23 protein-coding genes are annotated in these 19,699 nt (G+C 44.8%); 7 read left to right on the top strand and 16 right to left on the bottom strand.

Annotation, left to right across the window (positions count from 1 at the left end):
* The first annotated feature begins 13 nt into the window (after positions 1-13).
* Positions 14-565, top strand: coding sequence for a DUF4442 domain-containing protein (locus AAX10_RS01635; protein ID WP_046699662.1), 552 nt, complete (start codon positions 14-16; stop codon positions 563-565).
* Between the two features lie 73 nt (positions 566-638).
* Here AAX10_RS01635 and rplS read toward each other — a convergent pair whose 3' ends face one another.
* From rplS to rpsP, 4 genes are all read right to left on the bottom strand, one after another.
* Positions 639-1,007 (bottom strand): 50S ribosomal protein L19, encoded by a 369-nt coding sequence (gene rplS / locus AAX10_RS01630; protein WP_036365879.1) that lies wholly within the window; start codon positions 1,005-1,007, stop codon positions 639-641.
* Positions 1,008-1,175: 168 nt separating this feature from the next.
* The gene (gene trmD, locus AAX10_RS01625) at positions 1,176-1,937 is read right to left on the bottom strand and encodes a tRNA (guanosine(37)-N1)-methyltransferase TrmD (protein ID WP_046699661.1); all 762 of its coding nucleotides are present in this window, start codon (positions 1,935-1,937) and stop codon (positions 1,176-1,178) included.
* A gap of 15 nt (positions 1,938-1,952) precedes the next feature.
* Positions 1,953-2,507 carry a ribosome maturation factor RimM gene (gene rimM / locus AAX10_RS01620; RefSeq protein ID WP_046700546.1) on the bottom strand — a complete coding sequence of 185 codons (555 nt, stop codon included), beginning with the start codon at positions 2,505-2,507 and terminating at the stop codon, positions 1,953-1,955.
* 125 nt (positions 2,508-2,632) lie between these two features.
* Positions 2,633-2,878, bottom strand: a complete 246-nt coding sequence (rpsP, locus tag AAX10_RS01615) for a 30S ribosomal protein S16 (RefSeq protein ID WP_036365874.1) — start codon at positions 2,876-2,878, stop codon at positions 2,633-2,635.
* A 258-nt stretch (positions 2,879-3,136) separates the two neighbouring features.
* On the opposite strand from rpsP, the gene AAX10_RS01610 reads away from it, so the two are divergent.
* Entirely contained in the window at positions 3,137-4,543 is a 1,407-nt protein-coding gene (locus AAX10_RS01610) for an ATP-binding protein (protein ID WP_046699660.1), read from the top strand.
* A gap of 77 nt (positions 4,544-4,620) precedes the next feature.
* Here the strand turns inward: AAX10_RS01610 and AAX10_RS01605 are convergent, their stop codons facing one another.
* The 12 genes from AAX10_RS01605 to AAX10_RS01550 all read right to left on the bottom strand — a co-directional run bounded on the left by AAX10_RS01605 (position 4,621) and on the right by AAX10_RS01550 (position 15,880).
* Entirely contained in the window at positions 4,621-6,306 is a 1,686-nt protein-coding gene (locus tag AAX10_RS01605; RefSeq protein WP_036365868.1) for an ATP-binding protein, read from the bottom strand.
* A 71-nt stretch (positions 6,307-6,377) separates the two neighbouring features.
* The gene (locus tag AAX10_RS01600) at positions 6,378-7,106 is read right to left on the bottom strand and encodes a response regulator (RefSeq protein ID WP_046697818.1); all 729 of its coding nucleotides are present in this window, start codon (positions 7,104-7,106) and stop codon (positions 6,378-6,380) included.
* Positions 7,107-7,155: 49 nt separating this feature from the next.
* Positions 7,156-7,572: a F0F1 ATP synthase subunit epsilon gene (locus AAX10_RS01595; protein WP_036365863.1), complete on the bottom strand. Its 417-nt coding sequence runs from the start codon at positions 7,570-7,572 to the stop codon at positions 7,156-7,158.
* A 112-nt stretch (positions 7,573-7,684) separates the two neighbouring features.
* The gene (gene atpD / locus AAX10_RS01590; protein ID WP_036365855.1) at positions 7,685-9,109 is read right to left on the bottom strand and encodes a F0F1 ATP synthase subunit beta; all 1,425 of its coding nucleotides are present in this window, start codon (positions 9,107-9,109) and stop codon (positions 7,685-7,687) included.
* A 27-nt stretch (positions 9,110-9,136) separates the two neighbouring features.
* A complete protein-coding gene (gene atpG / locus AAX10_RS01585; protein ID WP_046699659.1) occupies positions 9,137-10,012 on the bottom strand; it encodes a F0F1 ATP synthase subunit gamma in 876 nt (291 codons plus the stop codon).
* 70 nt (positions 10,013-10,082) lie between these two features.
* Positions 10,083-11,627: a F0F1 ATP synthase subunit alpha gene (gene atpA, locus AAX10_RS01580; protein ID WP_036365850.1), complete on the bottom strand. Its 1,545-nt coding sequence runs from the start codon at positions 11,625-11,627 to the stop codon at positions 10,083-10,085.
* Between the two features lie 33 nt (positions 11,628-11,660).
* Complete coding sequence (locus tag AAX10_RS01575) at positions 11,661-12,209, bottom strand: F0F1 ATP synthase subunit delta (RefSeq protein WP_036365848.1); 549 nt, start codon at positions 12,207-12,209, stop codon at positions 11,661-11,663.
* A 12-nt stretch (positions 12,210-12,221) separates the two neighbouring features.
* Positions 12,222-12,692 (bottom strand): F0F1 ATP synthase subunit B, encoded by a 471-nt coding sequence (locus tag AAX10_RS01570; RefSeq protein ID WP_036365845.1) that lies wholly within the window; start codon positions 12,690-12,692, stop codon positions 12,222-12,224.
* 106 nt (positions 12,693-12,798) lie between these two features.
* Complete coding sequence (gene atpE, locus AAX10_RS01565; RefSeq protein ID WP_036365843.1) at positions 12,799-13,044, bottom strand: F0F1 ATP synthase subunit C; 246 nt, start codon at positions 13,042-13,044, stop codon at positions 12,799-12,801.
* Positions 13,045-13,095: 51 nt separating this feature from the next.
* Positions 13,096-13,989 (bottom strand): F0F1 ATP synthase subunit A, encoded by an 894-nt coding sequence (atpB, locus tag AAX10_RS01560; RefSeq protein WP_036365840.1) that lies wholly within the window; start codon positions 13,987-13,989, stop codon positions 13,096-13,098.
* Between the two features lie 393 nt (positions 13,990-14,382).
* Entirely contained in the window at positions 14,383-14,778 is a 396-nt protein-coding gene (locus AAX10_RS01555; RefSeq protein WP_036365837.1) for an ATP synthase subunit I, read from the bottom strand.
* Between the two features lie 232 nt (positions 14,779-15,010).
* Positions 15,011-15,880 (bottom strand): metal ABC transporter substrate-binding protein, encoded by an 870-nt coding sequence (locus AAX10_RS01550; RefSeq protein WP_080946972.1) that lies wholly within the window; start codon positions 15,878-15,880, stop codon positions 15,011-15,013.
* A 295-nt stretch (positions 15,881-16,175) separates the two neighbouring features.
* Between AAX10_RS01550 and AAX10_RS01545 the strand changes: the two genes are divergently transcribed.
* The 5 genes from AAX10_RS01545 (at position 16,176) to dksA (ending at position 19,696) form a co-directional block, all read left to right on the top strand.
* Entirely contained in the window at positions 16,176-16,688 is a 513-nt protein-coding gene (locus tag AAX10_RS01545; protein WP_046697813.1) for a Fur family transcriptional regulator, read from the top strand.
* Positions 16,672-17,409, top strand: a complete 738-nt coding sequence (locus AAX10_RS01540; protein WP_046699658.1) for a metal ABC transporter ATP-binding protein — start codon at positions 16,672-16,674, stop codon at positions 17,407-17,409. The genes AAX10_RS01545 and AAX10_RS01540 overlap by 17 nt, the downstream gene beginning before the upstream one ends.
* Positions 17,410-17,415: 6 nt before the next feature.
* Positions 17,416-18,219, top strand: a complete 804-nt coding sequence (locus AAX10_RS01535; RefSeq protein WP_046699657.1) for a metal ABC transporter permease — start codon at positions 17,416-17,418, stop codon at positions 18,217-18,219.
* Between the two features lie 5 nt (positions 18,220-18,224).
* Entirely contained in the window at positions 18,225-19,022 is a 798-nt protein-coding gene (locus AAX10_RS01530; RefSeq protein WP_080946971.1) for a metallophosphoesterase, read from the top strand.
* 260 nt (positions 19,023-19,282) lie between these two features.
* Positions 19,283-19,696, top strand: coding sequence for an RNA polymerase-binding protein DksA (dksA, locus tag AAX10_RS01525; RefSeq protein ID WP_036365821.1), 414 nt, complete (start codon positions 19,283-19,285; stop codon positions 19,694-19,696).
* Positions 19,697-19,699 lie beyond the last annotated feature (3 nt).

The following is a 19,699-nucleotide window of genomic DNA, read 5'->3' as shown; positions in this document are numbered from 1 at the left end:
CCCAGAGAACGTCATGACCATTCAAAGCGCCAAAGATCGCCTTGACAAACTCATCAAAAAAGGTCGCAAAATCGCCTATCCTCAGCTTATGCCACACCTACTAAAGGTAAGGCTTGCCACCTATGCACCGCTCGTGGGCGCAGGCATTCGTGTGGAAGTGATGGACCTTGATAACAGTCTGTGCGTCGTTAGCATGCCACTGACCAAGCTCAATCAAAACATCGTCGGAACACAGTTCGGTGGTAGCCTATTCATGATGACCGATCCGTTTTTTATGATGATGCTCATGGCGCGACTTGGTAAAGACTATGTCGTCTGGGATAAAAAATCCACCATCGACTTCATCAAAGCCGCCGACAGCAAAGTCACCGCACGCATGAAGATAGACACCGAAGAGATTAATACCATTATCAGCCTTGCCAAGTCCGGCGAACCTGTATTCCGCGACTATCAAGTAGACATCACCGATGAGCATGGCAAAACCATCGCCAAAGTTGATAAGACCTTATACATCCGCCTACGAAGCCACAGCAAATCTCATGCGCAAACCGCACGCTTTGAATAATTTTGAACAACAAAAGCGCACAAAATAAAAACCCTGTCTAATGACAGGGTTTTTTGAGATGAGAAAAGGAGAATTAAGCTTCTTTTCTTGCACCCAATTTTTCTTTGATACGTGCAGATTTACCAAAACGATCACGTAGGTAGTAAAGCTTCGCACGACGTACGTCACCACGACGCTTCACGCTGATGCTGTCGATTAGTGGTGAATGTAGTTGGAATGCACGCTCTACACCGATACCGCTTGAGATTTTACGCACGGTGAAAGAAGAGTTCAAGCCACGGTTACGCTTAGCGATAACCACGCCTTCGAATGCCTGTAGACGCTCACGGTCGCCTTCACGAACTTTTACTTGTACCACAACAGTGTCACCTGGTGCAAAAGCTGGGTGCTCTTTAAGTTGTGAATTTTCGATGTGTTGAACTAGGGGATGTTTGTTGCTCATGGCAATCTCCAATCTAACGACATAGGCTGATACCTCTTGTGTGTGGTTAAGAGGTCGCATATCGTAACATGATCAGCAGTGAATCACTGCAAGCCCAAACCACATGGGCAAAAACTTGACTATTTTACTAGATATTTTGTTCGCATTCAAGAACAAAAGCAGTTTTTATCACTCCTCATCCAGAGATTTTAGCCATTTAGCCTGTTCTTTGGTCGGGGTGAATTTCTCCCACAGGTCGGGGCGACGCGCTTTGGTACGTTTTACTTGTTGAATGAATCGCCATTTTGCGATATTGGCATGATGACCTGACAGTAGCACGTCTGGCACTGCCTTACCTTGAAATTCGATCGGCTTAGTATAATGCGGACAGTCAAGCAGTCCATCCACAAAACTGTCTTCGACCGCTGACTTATCGTCACCCATCACGGCAGGAATGCGCCGAATGACGCTATCCATCAGCACCATCGCAGGCAGCTCCCCGCCTGTTAATACATAATCACCAATCGACACCTCAACATCGACATAGCATTCCAGCAGACGCTCATCAATGCCTTCATAACGACCACACAGTAGAATCATGCCATCATAATTAGCAAACTCCACCACACTTGACTCATCCAGAGTCTTACCTTGCGGCGACATATAGACAACAGGACAAATTGGATCATCGATGCCTTTATCCTTAAGATGATTCGCGGCCTGCTCTTTGGCATGTAAAATCGCACGCTCCAATGGCTCTGCCATCATGACCATACCCGGTCCACCACCAAAGGTTCGCTCGTCGATGCGCTTATAATTATCTGTGGTAAAATCCCGAGGGTTAATCACATGAATGACAGTTTGCTGACGCGTCACTGCGCGTCCTGTGATGCCAAAATCACGCACCGCGCCGAACATCTCTGGCATGATACTAACAACCGCAAAAAACATACCAAATCCGATCCGCTAGTAGTCCGCGCCCCATGCTACGAGCATGGTTTGCTTTTCTAGGTCCACAGCAAGCACAATCTCTTTGTGCCATGGAATCAGTCTATCCTCGGTATCGATGCTGTCTTTGGTCGCTTTGACAGAGATGATCTCATGTGCGCCTGTCTCGAACATCTCTTTAATGATGCCAAGATTCTCGCCTTCTTCGTTAATCACAGTAAGACCAATCAAATCAGACCAATAATACTCATCTTCATCAAGACTAGGAAGATTATCTCGGTGCACCCAAACCGTTGTGCCATTCATGGTCTCAGCGACATTGCGGTCAGGAACCTCAGCAAAACTCGCCACCAAGCCTTTGCCCTGCTCTCGCCAATTCGTCGCCGTCAGCGGCTTAAATCCAGTCGCTGTCTTCATCCACCAAGGCTTCATGGCAAAAACATCAGCGCGATTGTCCGTCTCGCTGAATACCCAAAGCCAGCCTTTGATGCCATAAGGCTTCTTTAAGGTGGCGATTTTGATTAATTCATCGGCATTGGGTGTTTGTACATCGCGGCGTAAATTTGGCTTCATGGTGATCATATCTTCATCATCTAAAAATGGATAAAATAAAAATCGGCTTGCGAAGAAGTTCTATGAACAACACAAACCGATTTTTTGTTTTAACTTTTGGCGTGCGTCAAAGCCACCAATAAGTATTAAGCAGCTTGCTTAGCTTTTACTAGCTGAGCTACACGATCAGAAGGCTGTGCACCTTTAGCGATCCATGCATTGTAAGTATCTAGGTCAATGCGGAAAGCCTCTTCTTGACCACGCGCTAGTGGATTGAAGAAACCGATTTTTTCGATGTGGCGACCGTCGCGTGCAGCACGCTTGTCAGCAACAACTACTTGATAGAAAGGACGTTTTTTTGCGCCGCCACGGGCTAGACGAATAACAACCATGATAACTCTCTTTAAGAAATTAAGTAAAAAAGTTTGTTGCAAGAATTAGGTTAATAATCCTGTCGTCCGAGTTGAGGATGAGCCGATGACAAAACAGAACCATTAAAAAGACTTCAATTATACCAAAATTTGCCCGCCTTTCAAAGTAAAATCTAAAAAATATCGTATTTTTGGCAAATTTTTATCAACATTTCGAAAAGTCGCGAAGCTGTGATACAATTTTCCGCATCATAACCTCAATGAACGCCAGAGCAGCCCATGAGTCATCGCCTAAGCCATTTTTTTGCCCATTTGCGCCATCGCCTATATTCTAACACTTGGCAGACGATCTTGGTGGTGATTTTTATCGTATTTGCCAGTGTTTGGCTGTCTTTATGGCTATTTTGGCGCAGTCTGTATCTACCTGAATTAAAGAACCACGCAAGTTATCTGACCAGTGAAATTAGGCTTATGGACAGTGCCAGCACCACTTGGCAAGATGATCCTAAAATGATGGCGTGGCTGATTGATAACAGTCATGTTGAGATCATCGATGATCCCAAGCGGTTTCCTGATGTGACCGATAAATTCTTCGTAAGCGACTTAACTGACATATTGTCAAGCGAGATCGGGCGTGAGCTTGGGCGTGAAGTTAAAGTGTTTTTTAAATTCAAGCCAGAACCCAAATTATGGGTACAAGACAGCAAATACCCCAACAGATGGCTGCGCGAGCCTGTGACTTACTATTCTCAGTACAGCACGGGCGTGTTAGCAGGTTTTGCCTTTGGATTGCCGTTCATCACTTTATTAACCATCTGGATGCTGGTGCGCGGATTAAATCGCCCACTTAAAAAACTAGAACGCGCCGCCACAGACTACATTCAACAAGGACACGCCACCACGCTCGCCACCAACAAGGGTCCGCGAGAGATTCGCCAAGTTAATACTGCTTTTAACCGCTTATTCACCACCCTAAACCAAGCCCAAAAGGAACGAACCATCATGCTAGCAGGCATCAGTCATGACCTGCGCACGCCATTGACCAGAATGCGTCTGACGGCGGAGATGCTGCCCGATGAGTTTTTCCGCGAAGGCCTGGTTTATGATATTGAGGACATGGATGCCATCTTGGAGCAGTTCATTTCATTCATGAAGGATGGCTCAGACGAGCCTGTACGCTTGACAAATCTAGACACGATTTTTAAGGAAATTATGGTGCAGTTTACCGATACGCGCTTTATCTATGAAAGTGATGTCAGCCACGATGTGCCTGTTCGCCCGCTGTCAATCAAGCGCCTCATCATCAATCTGGTGAATAACGCCATTCGTTATGGTCGTGAGCCTATTCATATTGGTGCATCGATCTTACCGCCTGCCACTGTTGAGGATGCTGGTCTGGAGCTCACTGATCCGCATGCCAAATTCCCCAAGCTCATCATTCATGTCAAAGACGAGGGAGAAGGTGTGGCCGATGATCAGCTAGAGCGCATCATGCAGCCATTTGAGCGCGGAGAGACAGCACGCACCACTCAAGGCAGCGGGTTAGGTCTTGCCATCGTCAATCGAATCGCACGCTTACACCAAGGCGAGGTCGAAGCGATGAATCATCCTGAGGGAGGGCTATATGTCTGCATCAAAATCCCACTTATCACTCAAGTCGTTATCAATGACGATACCGAAGAATAGCCAAAAATAACATAAAACCACCTAAAATCACTTAGGTGGTTTTATGTTATTACTAACTCAATCAAGTCATAAAAGACTTAATCACCAATCAGCACTTTATCGCTTTTGGCTTGGGTCAGTTCATCAGCAACGATATACACGCCCGTTTGCTTAGCTGGCCAATCCATAATAAATCTTGCGCCCTTTAGATCAGGGCTTTCATCAACTTTTAGATTGGCATTGAACCAAAAGGCAATTCGTGAGACGATGGACAGCCCAAGACCGTAACCACCTGATGCGCGAGTACGACTGTCATCAAGACGCGCAAATGGCACAAAGACTTTTTCACGATCCTCTTCCTTGATGCCCTGCCCATCATCTTCAACACTAACAAAGGCGCGCCCTTTCACAACGCCTGTACTAATGATAATGCTGCTCTCAGCATATCGCATGGCATTACCTGCCAAGTTCTGTACCACACGATGCAAATAACGCTTGTCTGCCATCGCCTGCGCCTTAGGCGAAGTGATATTCACTAGAACCTTAATGTCCTTACCAAGGGCATTCGTCTCACGCTCAACCTGCTTCACCAGATCACCCAAATCGACCAATTCCCACTCAAGCTTCGGCGAACCTTCCTCCAACTTAGCATAGGTCAAGATCTCATCAATCAACTCATTTAAAGACTCAATGTCTTCATCGATATATTGTTTTTGAAATTGTCTTGACTCATGGTCATCTTCGTCAGCCAGCATATCCACCGCAAAGCGAATACGCGCAACAGGCGTACGAAGCTCATGCGACACCGCACGCGTCAGCTCCCTTTGCGCCTCGATCAAACGCTTGATGTGCTGCGTCATGGCATTAAAAGTAGATGAAAGACGCGCAACATCATCATGCCCCACGACCTGCACACGAGTATTTAGATCGCCCTGCATGACACGTTTTAAACCCGCCTGTAGCAACTGTAATCTGCGCTCAAGCGGGAAAATCAAACCATAAACACCCAAACTAATGAGCAATAAACAAATCAAAACCACACTGGCAATCAGATTCAGCGGAAACCAATTAAAAAGATCAATAGGACCAATGACAATAACCGAAGTATCAACTTCTGATGCCACGACAAATGAGATCAATGAGTTTTGAATACCATCGCCGTCTTTATAGAGAATGACTGGCTCATCACGACGAATGCGGGCAATCTGGCTAGAATCAAGACCCACCGAATCTATGGGTCTAATTTGAATAGGGTAAGAAAATTTTTGGCTTAAAAACTGCAAGCGCCCTGTCTTAGCCTCAATAGTTGGATAATAAGACAAATCATCCAACAAGAAAATCGTCAATGCACGCACCTGACGCTCACCAACTTGGGACAGCTTAACCGTTAATAGATTATCTTCGCCAGCAATTCGGTGATACATGGTTGATTCTTTGGTGGCGGAGTCATAACGAACCACGGTTTTTTCTTCGTTGAGACGTCTGATTTCACGACCTTTAAATTCAACCGTGTTCATTGGAACAACTGAGAAACTCTCACCAAACAATCGACTGGCATCTGACAGCCAATACTGACGACGACTTGGTTCTTGTTGATGCGCCACGCCTTGACTGATAAGATAGAAAGCGCCCGTAGAGGCTTTCTCGCGATAGGATTGGATACGCTCTTGGTTGATGGTATCTACAAGCAAATAGGCGAAAAAAGCCACTGCAAGGCACACCAATAAAAGCCCTGCATAAATGCGAAAAAAGATACTGCGTTCAGTTAAAGAAATTAGCGCCATAAAAAACCAACAATCATCAAAAAAATAAAATAAAAGCCAGCATCAGCCAGCTTTTATTTTTGGATACATCATTAGTTGCCTTCTTTGACAAACAAATAACCCTTGCTACGCACGGTTTTGATGCGCTTAGGATTCTCTGGATCATCGCCAATCTTTGGACGGATGCGCGAAATGCGAACATCGATCGAACGATCTTGACCATCGTACTCAATACCACGCAGACGCTCAAAAATATCTTCGCGGGATAAAATTCGACCTGAATTCGAAGCTAATAGCCACAGCAAATCATATTCCGCACTAGTAAAATCAACCAATTCATCATTCAAAGTAACAGAACGACCACCATTATCAATCACCAGATCACCAAACTCTAAGCGTTGTGGCGAATCTACAGAAGGTGCGGTCTCAGAACGGCGAAGCAATGCACGAATACGCGCTAGCAATACTCTTGGCTGGGCAGGCTTGGCGACATAGTCATCCGCACCCATCTCAAGGCCTAATACCTGATCCATGTCTTCGGTACGAGCCGTTAACATCAAAATTGGATTTTGGTAATTTGGTCGTACTTCACGGCAAACTGTCAAACCATCAGATCCAGGCAACATGACATCTAGCACCACTAAATCTGGCTGCTCGCTGACAATGCGACGAATCGCACGCGTGCCATCAGTCTCAATGGCGACATCCAAGCCATTACGTCTTAGATAATCTTGGGTTAGCATTGCCAATCTTTCATCATCTTCAACGATCAAGATTCTAGGAATGTCTTCTTTTTCAGGTGTTGGTGTATTCGTTGTCATGGTTATCCTTAAGCTAAATCATACGATTGCTTTATAAAATACCAACCGATTAAGCACGGTTTTTGTATTTTTGGATGGTTTGTAGCTGCGCTACGGACTCAGCCAATGCAGCCAGTGCAGCGTTCGTCTGAACGGTGTTGTTTTGATTTGCCAATAGTTGTTCAGCTGCGCGGCGTGCTTCAGCAATTTTTGCTTCATCTAGGTCATGTGCGCGTTCAGCAGAATCTGCCAAAACAGTTACGATGCTTGGTTGCACTTCTAGAACACCACCAGATACATAGATGATCTCTTCTGCACCTTCAGCATTTTTTAAGCGTAAAGTGCCTGGTCTTAGCAGGGTAATCAAAGGGGTGTGACCCGCAAGAATACCAATCTCACCATCGTGACCAGCTGCCACTAGAACGCTGATGTCGCCAGCATACAACTCTTCTCGAGCACTTACCACTCGGCATTTAAAAGTTGCCATTATACTCTCCTAATGTTAAGTCTAATGATGGCAATTTCAAGATATATAAAAATTGCCACTAATTTAGCTCACCAAACCAAACCCTAAGGTCTGGTTTGGCTTATCATTAAACTTATGCCGCTTGTAGCTTCTCAGCTTTAGCAATCGCTTCATCAATGCCACCAACCATATAGAATGCTTGTTCTGGCAGATGATCGTACTCACCTTCGATGATCGACTTAAAGCCTGCGATGGTGTCACGTAATGCCACATATTTACCAGGCGCGCCTGTAAATACTTCTGCAACGTGGAAAGGTTGAGACAAGAAACGTTGGATTTTACGTGCACGGTAAACAACCATCTTATCTTCTTCAGACAATTCGTCCATACCCAAGATGGCGATGATGTCTTTTAGTTCTTTATAACGTTGTAGGACTTCTTGCACACCACGGGCTACAGTGTAGTGCTCTTCGCCAATAACTTGTGGATCAAGCTGACGAGATGTTGAGTCTAGTGGGTCAACCGCAGGATAGATACCTTGAGATGCGATGTCACGGCTAAGTACAACTGTTGCGTCCAGGTGAGCAAACGTCGTAGCTGGTGATGGGTCAGTCAAGTCGTCCGCAGGCACGTATACAGCTTGTACAGAAGTAATCGAACCTGATTGAGTAGAGGTAATACGCTCTTGTAGGATACCCATCTCTTCTGCTAATGTAGGCTGATAACCTACCGCAGAAGGCATACGACCTAGTAGTGCCGAAACTTCAGTACCAGCAAGTGTATAACGATAGATGTTGTCAACGAACAATAGAACGTCACGACCTTTACCAGTAGCTTCGTCTTTTTCGTCACGGAAATATTCAGCCATGGTCAAACCAGTCAAGGCAACACGCAAACGGTTTCCTGGTGGCTCATTCATCTGACCGTATACCATCGCAACTTTAGACTTAGTGAAGTCATCGGTGTTTACAACGCCAGCTTCTTGCATCTCGTGGTAGAAGTCGTTACCCTCACGAGTACGCTCACCAACACCCGCGAATACTGATAGACCTGAGTGCTTCAATGCGATGTTGTTAATAAGCTCCATCATGTTAACGGTCTTACCAACACCAGCACCACCGAACAGACCAACTTTACCACCTTTTGCGAATGGGCATAGCAAGTCAATAACTTTAATACCAGTTTCTAGTAGTTCAGTTGAGTTAGATTGCTCATCATAGCTTGGTGCTTCACGGTGAATAGACCATTTTTCTGCAGCGTTTACAGGACCAGCTTCATCGATTGGGCGACCCAATACGTCCATGATACGACCCAAAGTCGCCTGGCCTACTGGCACAGAGATTGGTGCGCCAGTGTTTGATACGCTAAGACCGCGCTTCAAACCTTCAGTTGAACCCATGGCAATGGTACGTACCACGCCATCACCCAACTGCTGCTGTACTTCTAAAGTTGTTTCAGTGCCATCAACACTTAGTGCATCAAAAATTTGAGGCACTTGACCACGGCTAAACTCAACGTCAATTACCGCGCCAATAATCTGCACAATACGACCGCTCATTGCGTTCTCCTATAATTCATTGTTCGGCTAAGAAACAGCGGCAGCACCGCCAACGATTTCCGAAATTTCTCGGGTAATCGCCGCTTGACGCAGCTTGTTATAAACCAACTGTAAATCTTTAATTAAGTTGCCAGCGTTATCCGTCGCAGCTTTCATCGCCACCATACGCGCTGATTGCTCTGAGGCAATGTTTTCAAGCACGGCTTGATAAACGATAGACTCAATATAACGCACCATAAGGCTATCAATGAGGGTCTTAGCATCTGGTTCATAGATGTAATCCCAGCTGTGTGACACACTCATTTCATCATCAGCAAATGTACCTTCTGGTAGTGGCACAAGCTGTGTCACAGAAGGTTTTTGCGTCATGGCGTTGATAAATTTGTTATAAACTAAATAGATGCGATCCAAGCGACCTTCGCTATAATCATCTAGCATCACTTGTACCGGCGTGCTTAGCTGTTCATAGCTTGGGCTATCGCCGTAGTCTGTTAATACTGAGCTTACTTTGCCACCGAAATTCTTAAAGAAGCTTACGCCCTTAGAACCGATAGCAGCAAATTCAATCTCAACAGATTGATCTTGGTATTGTTTGACCGACTTTAGTAGATTTTTAAACAAGTTAATGTTTAGACCACCCGCCAAGCCACGATCTGAAGTAACAACAATAAAACCCACACGATTGACGGGACGGCTCACCATGTATGGGTGCTTATAATCCGATTGTGCTTGTACCAAATGCGTAATCACTCGGGACATACTTTCGGCATAAGGACGACCCATCTCCATGCGCTCTTGAGCTCGGCGCATTTTACTGGCAGCCACCATTTGCATTGCACGCGTAATCTTTTGAGTGCTTTTAATGCTGGTTACTTTTGCACGTATTTCTTTTAAGCTTGCCATAGTTGTTCCAATACTGGACTATCTTAAATAGGGTTTGGTGTGCCAATGATTGACACACCATTCATGTCGCTTAGTAGCTACTTGATGCTTTGAATGACTCAATAGCTGCTTTTAGACGACCTTCAATGTCATCATTATAGTTAGCAGTTTGGTCAATTTCAGTCATCAGTGAAGCATGATCTGCGCGTAGATTGCGTAGAAGTGCTTCTTCGAATGCACCAATCTTCTCAACAGGTACATCAGCTAAGTAACCTTCGTTAGAAGCGTAGATAACAGCCGCTTGGTCAGCGATTGACATTGGGGCATATTGCTTTTGCTTCATTAGTTCGGTTACACGCTCACCGTGCTCAAGCTGTTGTTTGGTAGCATCATCAAGGTCAGATGCAAACTGAGCAAATGCTGCCAATTCACGATACTGTGCTAGTGCGGTACGGATACCACCTGATAGCTTCTTGATGATTTTGGTTTGCGCAGCACCACCAACACGCGATACTGAGATACCAGCGTTCACTGCAGGACGAATACCTGAGTTAAATAGGTTAGATTCAAGGAAAATCTGACCGTCAGTAATAGAAATTACGTTGGTAGGTACGAATGCTGATACGTCACCAGCTTGTGTTTCAATGATTGGTAGTGCAGTTAGTGAACCTGTCTTACCTTTCACTTCACCATTAGTGAACGCTTCTACATAGTCAGCGTTAACGCGCGATGCACGCTCTAGAAGACGTGAATGTAGATAGAACACGTCACCTGGGTATGCTTCACGTCCTGGTGGACGACGTAGTAGTAGTGAGATTTGACGATAAGCAACTGCTTGCTTAGACAGATCATCATACACGATCAATGCATCTTCACCACGGTCACGGAAGTATTCACCCATGGTACAGCCTGAGTAAGGCGCGATGTATTGTAGTGCTGCAGGCTCTGATGCTGAGGCAACAACAACAGTTGTGTATGCCAATGCACCAGTTTCTTCTAACTTGCGTACAACGTTAGCAATGGTCGAACGTTTTTGACCGATTGCTACATACACACACTTAATGCCAGAGTCTTTTTGAGCAATGATGGCGTCGATTGCCAATGCAGTTTTACCTGTTTGTCGGTCACCGATGATAAGCTCACGCTGACCACGACCAATAGGAATCATCGTATCAACAGCTTTATAACCAGTCATAACTGGCTCATCTACTGATTGACGTGCGATAACACCAGGGGCAATTTTTTCGACTTTGTCAGTCAATTTGGCGTTGATAGGACCTTTACCGTCAATTGGGTTGCCTAGCGCATCAACGACACGACCTAGTAGTTCAGGACCTACTGGAACTTCCAAAATACGACCTGTACAGTAAGCTTTTTGACCTTCTTGTAGGCTTAGGTAGTCACCTAGGACAACCGCGCCCACTGAGTCTTGCTCAAGGTTAAGTGCCATGCCATAAACATTGCCCTCAAACTCGATCATCTCACCATACATAGCCTCTTCTAGACCGTGAATCTGCACAATACCATCAGAAACACTGACGATAACGCCTTCAGTTTTTGCAGTTGCGCCTACGTCAAGGTCTTGAATACGCTGCTTAATCAGATTGCTGATTTCGGCTGGATTCAATTGTTGCATTGCCTTGTTTCCTTTAAAATGCCAACTTCATGCTTACGCAGTCAGTTGAGTCTTTAATTGTTTTAACTTACCACGCACTGAGCCATCGGTAAACTTATCGCCCACTTTAATCGTTGCGCCACCCAAAAGCTCTGGATCTACTGCTTCATGCAAAATGACGATCGAACCTGTGGAGATTGCAAGACGCGCTTGCAATGTTTCACGCTGGGCTTCGGTTAATGGATAGGCTGAAGTAACGTAAGCGTCAACCTGTTTTAGCTCTTGTGATTTTAGTTTGCTGTAATGAGTATGAATCTCAGGCAATAAAGCCAGTCTGTCATGTTCTGATAGCTGCTTGGTAAAGTTAACCAATGCGTCAGAAGGTTGATCTGCCGTTTGTGAGCCATAGATATCAATCAAGACGGCAGTCTTTTGCTCTGCAGAAATGGCTGGATTGCTTAGTAATGAAGAAAATGACTCATCACGCACAATACTGCTTGCAATCAATAGGAAATTTTCCCAGTCATTGATTACATTTTGCTCTTTAGCATAGTCAAATGCCGCTTTGGCATAGGGTCTTGCTAAGGTGGATAGTTCAGCCATGATTTCCTCTAATTACAGCTTAGCCGCCAACTGGTCTAGCATGTTAGCGTGTTCTTGTTCATTGACTTTGCTTTGCAAAATCTTTTCTGCGCCTAAAACTGCCAATTGAGCAACTTGAGAACGAAGTTGTTCACGAGTTTGAGCAGCTTCTTGCTCAACAGTTGCATGAGCTTGGGCAATGATACGCTCACCCTCTACACGAGCTTGAGCTTTAGCATCTTCAATCATTTGGTTAGCGGTTTTATTCGCACGTTCAATGATAGAAGCGGCTTCAGTTTTTGCGGCGGCAAATTCTTGTTCTACCTGCTGTTCAGCAGAAGCCAAATCTTCTTTGGCTTTCTCGGCGGCGCTAAGGCCTTCCTCGATTTTGCGTTGACGCTCATTGATAGCGCCGATCAGTGGCGGCCATACGAATTTCATGCAAAACCACACGAAAATCGCAAAAGCAACTAACTGACCAAGTAATGTAGCATTAATGTTCATCCAATCACCTCGTTGTTAGTGAAAGTCAGGTGATAGCCAATTCTAGATCGCGTCATTGCAGAACAACTCCGCGACCAGAAATGGGCGTTAAACTGACGGTTTCAGCTTATGCGAATGGGTTTGCGAACAATAGTAGCATTGCGATACCAACACCAATCATTGGGATAGCATCCAGAAGACCTGCCACAATAAACATACGAGTTTGAAGTTGTGAGCCTAGTTCTGGTTGACGAGCTGTACTTTCTAGGAATTTACCACCTAGTAGAGCAAAACCGATACCGGTAGCTAGTGCGCCAAGACCGATTAGAATAGCCACTGCAATTAGAGTGTACTGTACGATAACTGGATCCATGATGTCTCCTTAATGACCTATATGAAGGGTTAAAGTTTAAAGGGTTTCAAATTAATGTTCTGCTGTTTGTGAGATGAGCGATAGATAAACAATCGTCAACATCATAAACACGAACGCCTGAAGAGTAATAACCAAAATATGGAAGATTGCCCAAGCTAGGTGTAATGGTACAGCTAAGCCCTTGATAAAGAAGCTGTCTGCCATATACATAAGTGCAATCAGAATAAAGATGAGTTCACCGGCATACATGTTACCGAATAAACGCAGACCCAATGAAATCGGTTTTGCAAGCAAAGTTACAATTTCAAGTACCAAGTTAATTGGGATAAGGATCGCTTGTAAAATTGGATTTTTCGCGCTGAATGGATGTAGTGTAAATTCAGCGATAAATCCACCGATGCCTTTGTATTTTAGACCAAAACCGATGATTAGTAAGAACACACCTAATGCCATGCCAAGCGTAATGTTTGGATCGGTACTAGGTACAATCTTGAAGTAAACATGGTGTGGATCTAAGCCAAATACATTAGAACCAACAACTTGGGCGGCGTAAGGAATCCAGTCTACTGGAATCAAATCCATCAAGTTCATCAAGAAAATCCAGACAAAAATCGTCAAAGACAATGGCGCGATGAGCTTTGAAGGACCTTTATAAGATTCGCGAACGCTGTTATCAATGAAGTCAACAATCATCTCAACGAAGGCTTGTAGCTTGGTCGGTACACCAGAAGTTACTTTACGAGCTACTACCCAAAACAGCGCACAAAAAAAGATGCCCAATCCGATAGACCACAGCATTGAGTCCAAGTGAATGGCTTTAAAACCCATTTCTGAGGCTTCAGCGGCATCATAAGCCACTTTCCAACCATGCTCTGGATGATGTCCGAACGTCCAGTTGGTTAAGTGGTGAGCAATATAATCTGAAGATGTCTGTTCGGCTGCCATAATAAGCTTCTTATCTTAAGTCAAACAAAAGATTTGGTGATAAACACCTAATCAGAACTGAAAATCCATGATAAACATCAAAAGGCAACTAAAACTAGCTTACCTCACTTGTCTTATGAATTTATGACACCATTATAAAGCCAAGGTCTGATGGTCTTATCCCTGCTGCAATCAAACTTAGCAAAAATCAATCAAACCTGTAAACGACTCTTAACAATCGCATCAAAAATTTACATTCATAGCTAACTGAGTATCTTACTTCAGTCGGGGCTATATGTAAAGGGAAAATATGACTTTTCTTACCAAAATTTTACACCCAAATGAATTTTTTCAAAAAAATACATATTTTAGTGTATATATCAATTTGGTAAAAATCGTCTTTTATTTTAATCGTTAGCGCAATCGCCACATGCTAATAATGTGGTAAAGCTGCATGATAAAATAACCAATAATTACCAACGCCGCTGTTATTGGCTGCTGATAAATAAAAATCAATGCAAATCCCAATAAGCTGATGAGCCACTTAAGCATCTGACCCAAGTACATGTTCAGCATGATTTGCTGTCTTGCTCTTGTGCCCTCGGCACGATAAGCAAAAAAAGTAAACACACTTTGAGCTAAAAAGTGTAATAACGCACCAACAAAAACACTCTTCGTAGCAATGAAGCCTGCACCCTGAGTCATGTCATAAATCACGCCAAGCCCTGTCAAAAGGAGCACTAGCCATATTTGGCGAGCTTGCGCGGTGTAGATTTGTTTCTTTTGCGTGCGTGATGCTGGACGGCTCATGTCAATCAGCTTTTTTGAGTTATTTTGGCATACCACTGCCCAACAAATAAAATAAACGCACACCAAATAAAATCAAAAATATTGTGTGCGTAAACGCCTGTATTATAAAAACTTTTTTGAATACTAACAAGGGGGTAAACGGCTAATTTTGCGAAAAATTATCATTATTTCTTATAAAAATACAAACATAAAATCAAACTTTTAGCCATTTTCTGAAATTAAATCTAATTTTTCATTGTTTGGCATTGCTTGACGCACAGTCACGAATGGTCAGTGCCAACTCTTGCCACGCATCGATAAAATCCGTGCCATCGCTCATATCCTCTTGACGGACAACAGTTCCCACATTACCTAATTTATTGACAATGCCATCTGATACCCTGCCTTGCGAAGCGATACACATGCCAGCCTGTGGGCGTGACTGGGAGAGCAGACGAATTTGGCTTACCTTAGGTGATAAGTGATGATCAGGCGTCAGTGCACCAGCAAATTTAAGGTTGGCACTACGCTCTAGATACTGAAAAGCGTCATGATATGCCCAATAAGGCAATGACTTGGCGCTTAGATTCACTTTGGCGACGGCATCGTCCATGCGTGCTTGGAAGTCCGCAGCATTCTGCGCATATTTTTCTTTATGCTCAGGATTGGCATGCGAATGCACCACAGCCAACGCACGCACGATGGCTTTGGCATTCTCGGGCTCCAGCCAGATATGCGCATCGAAACTGCCGGGTTGGACAGTACCATCAATATTGCGAAGCGGTAGACGCTCAAAAGCATTAAAATCAAACAGCGAAATTGCATTCGGCGCATCAGACAGCGTATTTACCAAATTCTGCTCAAGCGCCCCGCCAAACCACACAACATAATCGCTATCCACGACCAGTTTTTTGGCGCTTGGGCTAAGCTCGCCATGATGTCCCACATCACCAGCATTAAGTAGAACCTTGGCAGGTGCAGCGTCTTTGGTGACTGCATTAGAAAGTAGTGCCAATGGGTAATTGCTCACACTGACCATACCTGCATGAGCAGTGCCCGCCGCCAATAAAGACACGGCAATGGTGGTTTTTGTAATATTCTTAATGATTGAATTAAATGACATGAAGCACCCTTTTGTGATAACTTTAAATTCTTAAAAATAGGTCGTAGAAACTTAGCTTAGCGATGGCTGGCTTAGTTTAAAATTAGTTATAATATAACATTAATTGGTGATTTTGTCGCTAAATTATTGACAATTTTTTAACAGATTGAAAAACTTTGTCTATGGGCAGCAGTTACATTATAAGGTATAATAGCCTTTAAAATAAATGCTTTATTTGTGATTTTCCTTCAAAAACAGCGCCAATTTCCCTATAGCCATCATCATAACACGAACAATACAGCCAAAAGATCCGATTATGACTAATGCACACACCCATCACTGCTCATGCGACCATCATCATAATGTCCATCATCACGATATCGAAGAATGCATCAAAGAAGCCAAGGCGCATTGCGAAGCACAAGGCGTTCGCTTTACACCACTGCGCGAAGAAGTCTATGCTCTTATTTTAGAATCGGATAAGCCGCTTGGCGCTTATGATCTGATCAGCGCATTACAGCTTAGCCGCCAAAATACCGACGCCGCCAGCAAAAACATCGCACCGCCGACGATTTATCGCTCTTTGGAATTTTTGTTGAACGAAGGGCTCATTCATCAGCTTAGCTCATTGAATGCTTATGTGCCCTGTTGTCATCCGCGCTCTAAGCATGCGGCGGCTTTTTTGATTTGTAAATCTTGTAACAGCGTTGAAGAGTGCAGTAACTTGTCAGTCGATAACATCATGGACTTTGCACAGAATGACGCCAGATTCAATGTCGAAAACACCGTCATCGAACTAAAAGGCATCTGCCGTGACTGCCAAGGCTGAACCTTTATTAAGCCTGACAGACATCGGTTATAAAGTTGGTGATGCCACCTTATTACACGACATCTCTCTTGATTTGTATCCAGGCGAGATGGTCAGCCTCATCGGTCCAAATGGCGCGGGCAAATCAACGCTTGTCAAGCTGATATTGGGTCTGTTAAAGCCCACTTCTGGAAGTATAGACAGTCAAGCGCTTGCGCTGAGTTATGTACCTCAGCGCTTTAGCGTGCCTGAGATTCTACCGCTCCGCGTACAAGACCTGCTGTTTCAAGCCAATCCAAAGCAGCTTACCTGCGATCAAAAGACCTTCGTACTTGATAAGCTATCTATCAAACCACTCATCCATAAACAAATGAGCCATCTGTCAGGCGGTGAGACTCAGCGCGTACTCATGGCGCGCGCATTACTGGACAAGCCCGACCTGCTCATCTTAGATGAGCCGATGCAAGGGCTTGATCCTGAGACAGAAAGCTGGCTTTATCACTTTATTGATGAACTGCCTGATTTTCTAGCTTGTACGATGCTGGTGGTGTCTCACGATCTGCACTGGGTCATGAAAGGCTCTCGGCGTGTCATCTGCTTAAATAAACACATCTGCTGTCAGGGTGAACCCAGTCAGATTGCCATCGCACCTGAATTCACCAGACTGTTTGGGCATTACCAAGCCTACATTCACCATCATGATCACTGTCATCACAATGACAGCTGCGAACATCACGGATAACCGAGCATGACCGACTGGCTTCCCATCATCGCACCTGCTTGGATTGCAGGCGCATTATTGGCTTTATTATCTGCACCGCTTGGATGTTTAGTGCTGTGGCGACGGATGGCTTTTTTTGCCGATACACTGGCGCACGGGGCATTGCTTGGCGTGGCGATTGCTGCATGGCTTAGCTTACCTGCTGACATTGGTATCATCTTGGTGAGCATGCTTGTCGTGGCAGCGCTTGTCTTTATGAATGATAAACGCCTACCTAACGATGCCACGTTGTCCGTCATGGCGGTCATGCTGTTGTGCTTGGGATTATTAACCTTAACCCAACTGACACAGCAGCAGGCGAACGTCCTTGGGTTCTTATTCGGCAATCTGCTTGATGTGAACTGGGCAGATCTACCACGCTTAGCTGTATCGGTAGCGATGGGCGGTGCATTTTTAATGTGGATCTGGAGCAAGCAGGTGAAGCTTGCCACGTCAGAACCTTTGGCACGTATCGCTGGCATCAGCCCAATACAACAGCAGGTCTTCTTTATGGGGCTACTGGCAGGTTTTTGTGCTATTGCCTTGCAAGCGGTGGGCAGTCTGCTCATTAGCGGACTGCTGATTTTGCCCGCTCTGAGTGCACGCCTGCTGGCTGCCTCGCCACGCCAAATGGTCATCATCGCGCTTGTCCTAGCTCAGGTTGGGGTGACGGCAGGGATTTGGGGTAGTGTTTATCTTGATGTGCAGACCGGGCTTGCCATCGTGCTGACCTTGGCAGCGGTGTTTTTTGTTATTTATATCACTCATAAGTTCACCAAAGCTCAAGCCTAACCATCATGCACATTCGCCATCACTTAGATACTTTCACCATCGCTCAGATCAGCGATTTGCATTTATCTGCGCACAAACCTATTTACACCGATAAATTTTTGGCGGTACTCAAGCTTGCCTTAGAGTATAAGCCTGATTTATTACTCCTGACAGGCGACTTGGTGAATGATGGCGATACTCATCTTTATGATTGGTTATTTGATGAGCTTCAAAAGATTAACATTCCTTTTGTTTGCTTGGCAGGCAATCATGACATAACGCATGAGATTGGGCATGATTTGCCATTTCACGAACGCCAATTTCTACCCATACAGGCAGATGCTAGGCTGGTGGACACACACCGTCTTATTATTGAACTGCCTGATGCCTGCTGGCAAATTTTATCAGTAAATTCTGCCGTTCATGGGCAGATTTACGGTCATCTAGATGATGACAAACTGCACTTTCTAAGATCACATCTGGCTAATGAGCTGCCCACCATCATCGCCATGCATCATCATCCACTGCCTGTAGGCTCGGCTTGGATAGATGGTCACATCCTTCAGAACCATGATGATTTTTGGCAGGCTCTCACGCCTCACCCTAATACAAAAGCAATCTTATGCGGTCATGTACATCAAGCTCATGAGCTGCCCATACCGACACCATACCCTGCGACACTATATACCTGCCCTGCCACCAGTCGGCAGTTTTTACCGCATTATGGTGACTTTAAGCTAGATGATGTACCTGAGGGTTTGCGCCTGATACACATTTATAACAAAGAAAAACTAGCAACTTTAGTCAAAAGAGTGCAAAATTAGGCGCGAATTTTACGGCTTAATTAATAAATAACCCACCAACCCCACAAGAAACACTTGTAATTCTTGCAATGTTTTGGCAAACTATGGGGCTTTATGGACTTGCAATAGCTTAAATTGGTCATTTTTTAGTTTTGCTTAGAGGATGCTTTTTGGTTGGATGATTTCCGACGCTGTGGCATTTTTTGTGGCGGTGTATTTGCGCTATTCACATCGCCATTCACCAAGTCGCTTAAGGCGCATTTTGAAGGATAAATCAGCGCATGAACAACAAAACTTTCGCCCCTTATGAGCCTGCCAAAGACGAAGAATACATGTCAGACAAGCAGCTTGAGCACTTTCGTTCGCTCTTGTTGGCATGGAAAGGCGAGCTAATGTCTGAAGCTGAGCGCACCAAAGATTACATCAACGAAGAAACGAGCGCGATGGCAGACATCAACGACCGCGCCACTCAAGAAGAAGAGTTCGCGCTCGCCCTACGCACTCGAGACCGTGAGCGCAAGCTGACTCGCAAAATCGACAAATCCATCGCTGAGATCGACACGGGCGATTATGGTTACTGCGAGACCTGCGGCACCGAAATCGGACTAAAACGCCTAGAGGCAAGACCGACCGCCACGCAGTGCATCGACTGCAAGACCTTATCTGAAATGAAAGAAAAGCAAAACCTAGGATAAGGT

It is taken from the genome of Moraxella bovoculi (assembly GCF_000988745.2).
GTDB lineage: Bacteria > Pseudomonadota > Gammaproteobacteria > Pseudomonadales > Moraxellaceae > Moraxella > Moraxella bovoculi.
Note: the sequence above shows the minus strand (reverse complement) of the source record. Positions and strands in the feature narration are given on the sequence as shown.

What these genes read in the sequence shown, in the direction of transcription:
- AAX10_RS01635 (WP_046699662.1), top strand. Translation starts at nt 14, where the DNA reads ATGACCATTCAAAGCGCCAAAGATCGCCTTGACAAACTCATCAAAAAA.
- rplS (WP_036365879.1), bottom strand. Translation starts at nt 1,007, where the DNA reads ATGAGCAACAAACATCCCCTAGTTCAACACATCGAAAATTCACAACTT.
- trmD (WP_046699661.1), bottom strand. Translation starts at nt 1,937, where the DNA reads ATGTTTTTTGCGGTTGTTAGTATCATGCCAGAGATGTTCGGCGCGGTG.
- rimM (WP_046700546.1), bottom strand. Translation starts at nt 2,507, where the DNA reads ATGAAGCCAAATTTACGCCGCGATGTACAAACACCCAATGCCGATGAA.
- rpsP (WP_036365874.1), bottom strand. Translation starts at nt 2,878, where the DNA reads ATGGTTGTTATTCGTCTAGCCCGTGGCGGCGCAAAAAAACGTCCTTTC.
- AAX10_RS01610 (WP_046699660.1), top strand. Translation starts at nt 3,137, where the DNA reads ATGAGTCATCGCCTAAGCCATTTTTTTGCCCATTTGCGCCATCGCCTA.
- AAX10_RS01605 (WP_036365868.1), bottom strand. Translation starts at nt 6,306, where the DNA reads ATGGCGCTAATTTCTTTAACTGAACGCAGTATCTTTTTTCGCATTTAT.
- AAX10_RS01600 (WP_046697818.1), bottom strand. Translation starts at nt 7,106, where the DNA reads ATGACAACGAATACACCAACACCTGAAAAAGAAGACATTCCTAGAATC.
- AAX10_RS01595 (WP_036365863.1), bottom strand. Translation starts at nt 7,572, where the DNA reads ATGGCAACTTTTAAATGCCGAGTGGTAAGTGCTCGAGAAGAGTTGTAT.
- atpD (WP_036365855.1), bottom strand. Translation starts at nt 9,109, where the DNA reads ATGAGCGGTCGTATTGTGCAGATTATTGGCGCGGTAATTGACGTTGAG.
- atpG (WP_046699659.1), bottom strand. Translation starts at nt 10,012, where the DNA reads ATGGCAAGCTTAAAAGAAATACGTGCAAAAGTAACCAGCATTAAAAGC.
- atpA (WP_036365850.1), bottom strand. Translation starts at nt 11,627, where the DNA reads ATGCAACAATTGAATCCAGCCGAAATCAGCAATCTGATTAAGCAGCGT.
- AAX10_RS01575 (WP_036365848.1), bottom strand. Translation starts at nt 12,209, where the DNA reads ATGGCTGAACTATCCACCTTAGCAAGACCCTATGCCAAAGCGGCATTT.
- AAX10_RS01570 (WP_036365845.1), bottom strand. Translation starts at nt 12,692, where the DNA reads ATGAACATTAATGCTACATTACTTGGTCAGTTAGTTGCTTTTGCGATT.
- atpE (WP_036365843.1), bottom strand. Translation starts at nt 13,044, where the DNA reads ATGGATCCAGTTATCGTACAGTACACTCTAATTGCAGTGGCTATTCTA.
- atpB (WP_036365840.1), bottom strand. Translation starts at nt 13,989, where the DNA reads ATGGCAGCCGAACAGACATCTTCAGATTATATTGCTCACCACTTAACC.
- AAX10_RS01555 (WP_036365837.1), bottom strand. Translation starts at nt 14,778, where the DNA reads ATGAGCCGTCCAGCATCACGCACGCAAAAGAAACAAATCTACACCGCG.
- AAX10_RS01550 (WP_080946972.1), bottom strand. Translation starts at nt 15,880, where the DNA reads ATGTCATTTAATTCAATCATTAAGAATATTACAAAAACCACCATTGCC.
- AAX10_RS01545 (WP_046697813.1), top strand. Translation starts at nt 16,176, where the DNA reads ATGACTAATGCACACACCCATCACTGCTCATGCGACCATCATCATAAT.
- AAX10_RS01535 (WP_046699657.1), top strand. Translation starts at nt 17,416, where the DNA reads ATGACCGACTGGCTTCCCATCATCGCACCTGCTTGGATTGCAGGCGCA.
- AAX10_RS01530 (WP_080946971.1), top strand. Translation starts at nt 18,225, where the DNA reads ATGCACATTCGCCATCACTTAGATACTTTCACCATCGCTCAGATCAGC.
- dksA (WP_036365821.1), top strand. Translation starts at nt 19,283, where the DNA reads ATGAACAACAAAACTTTCGCCCCTTATGAGCCTGCCAAAGACGAAGAA.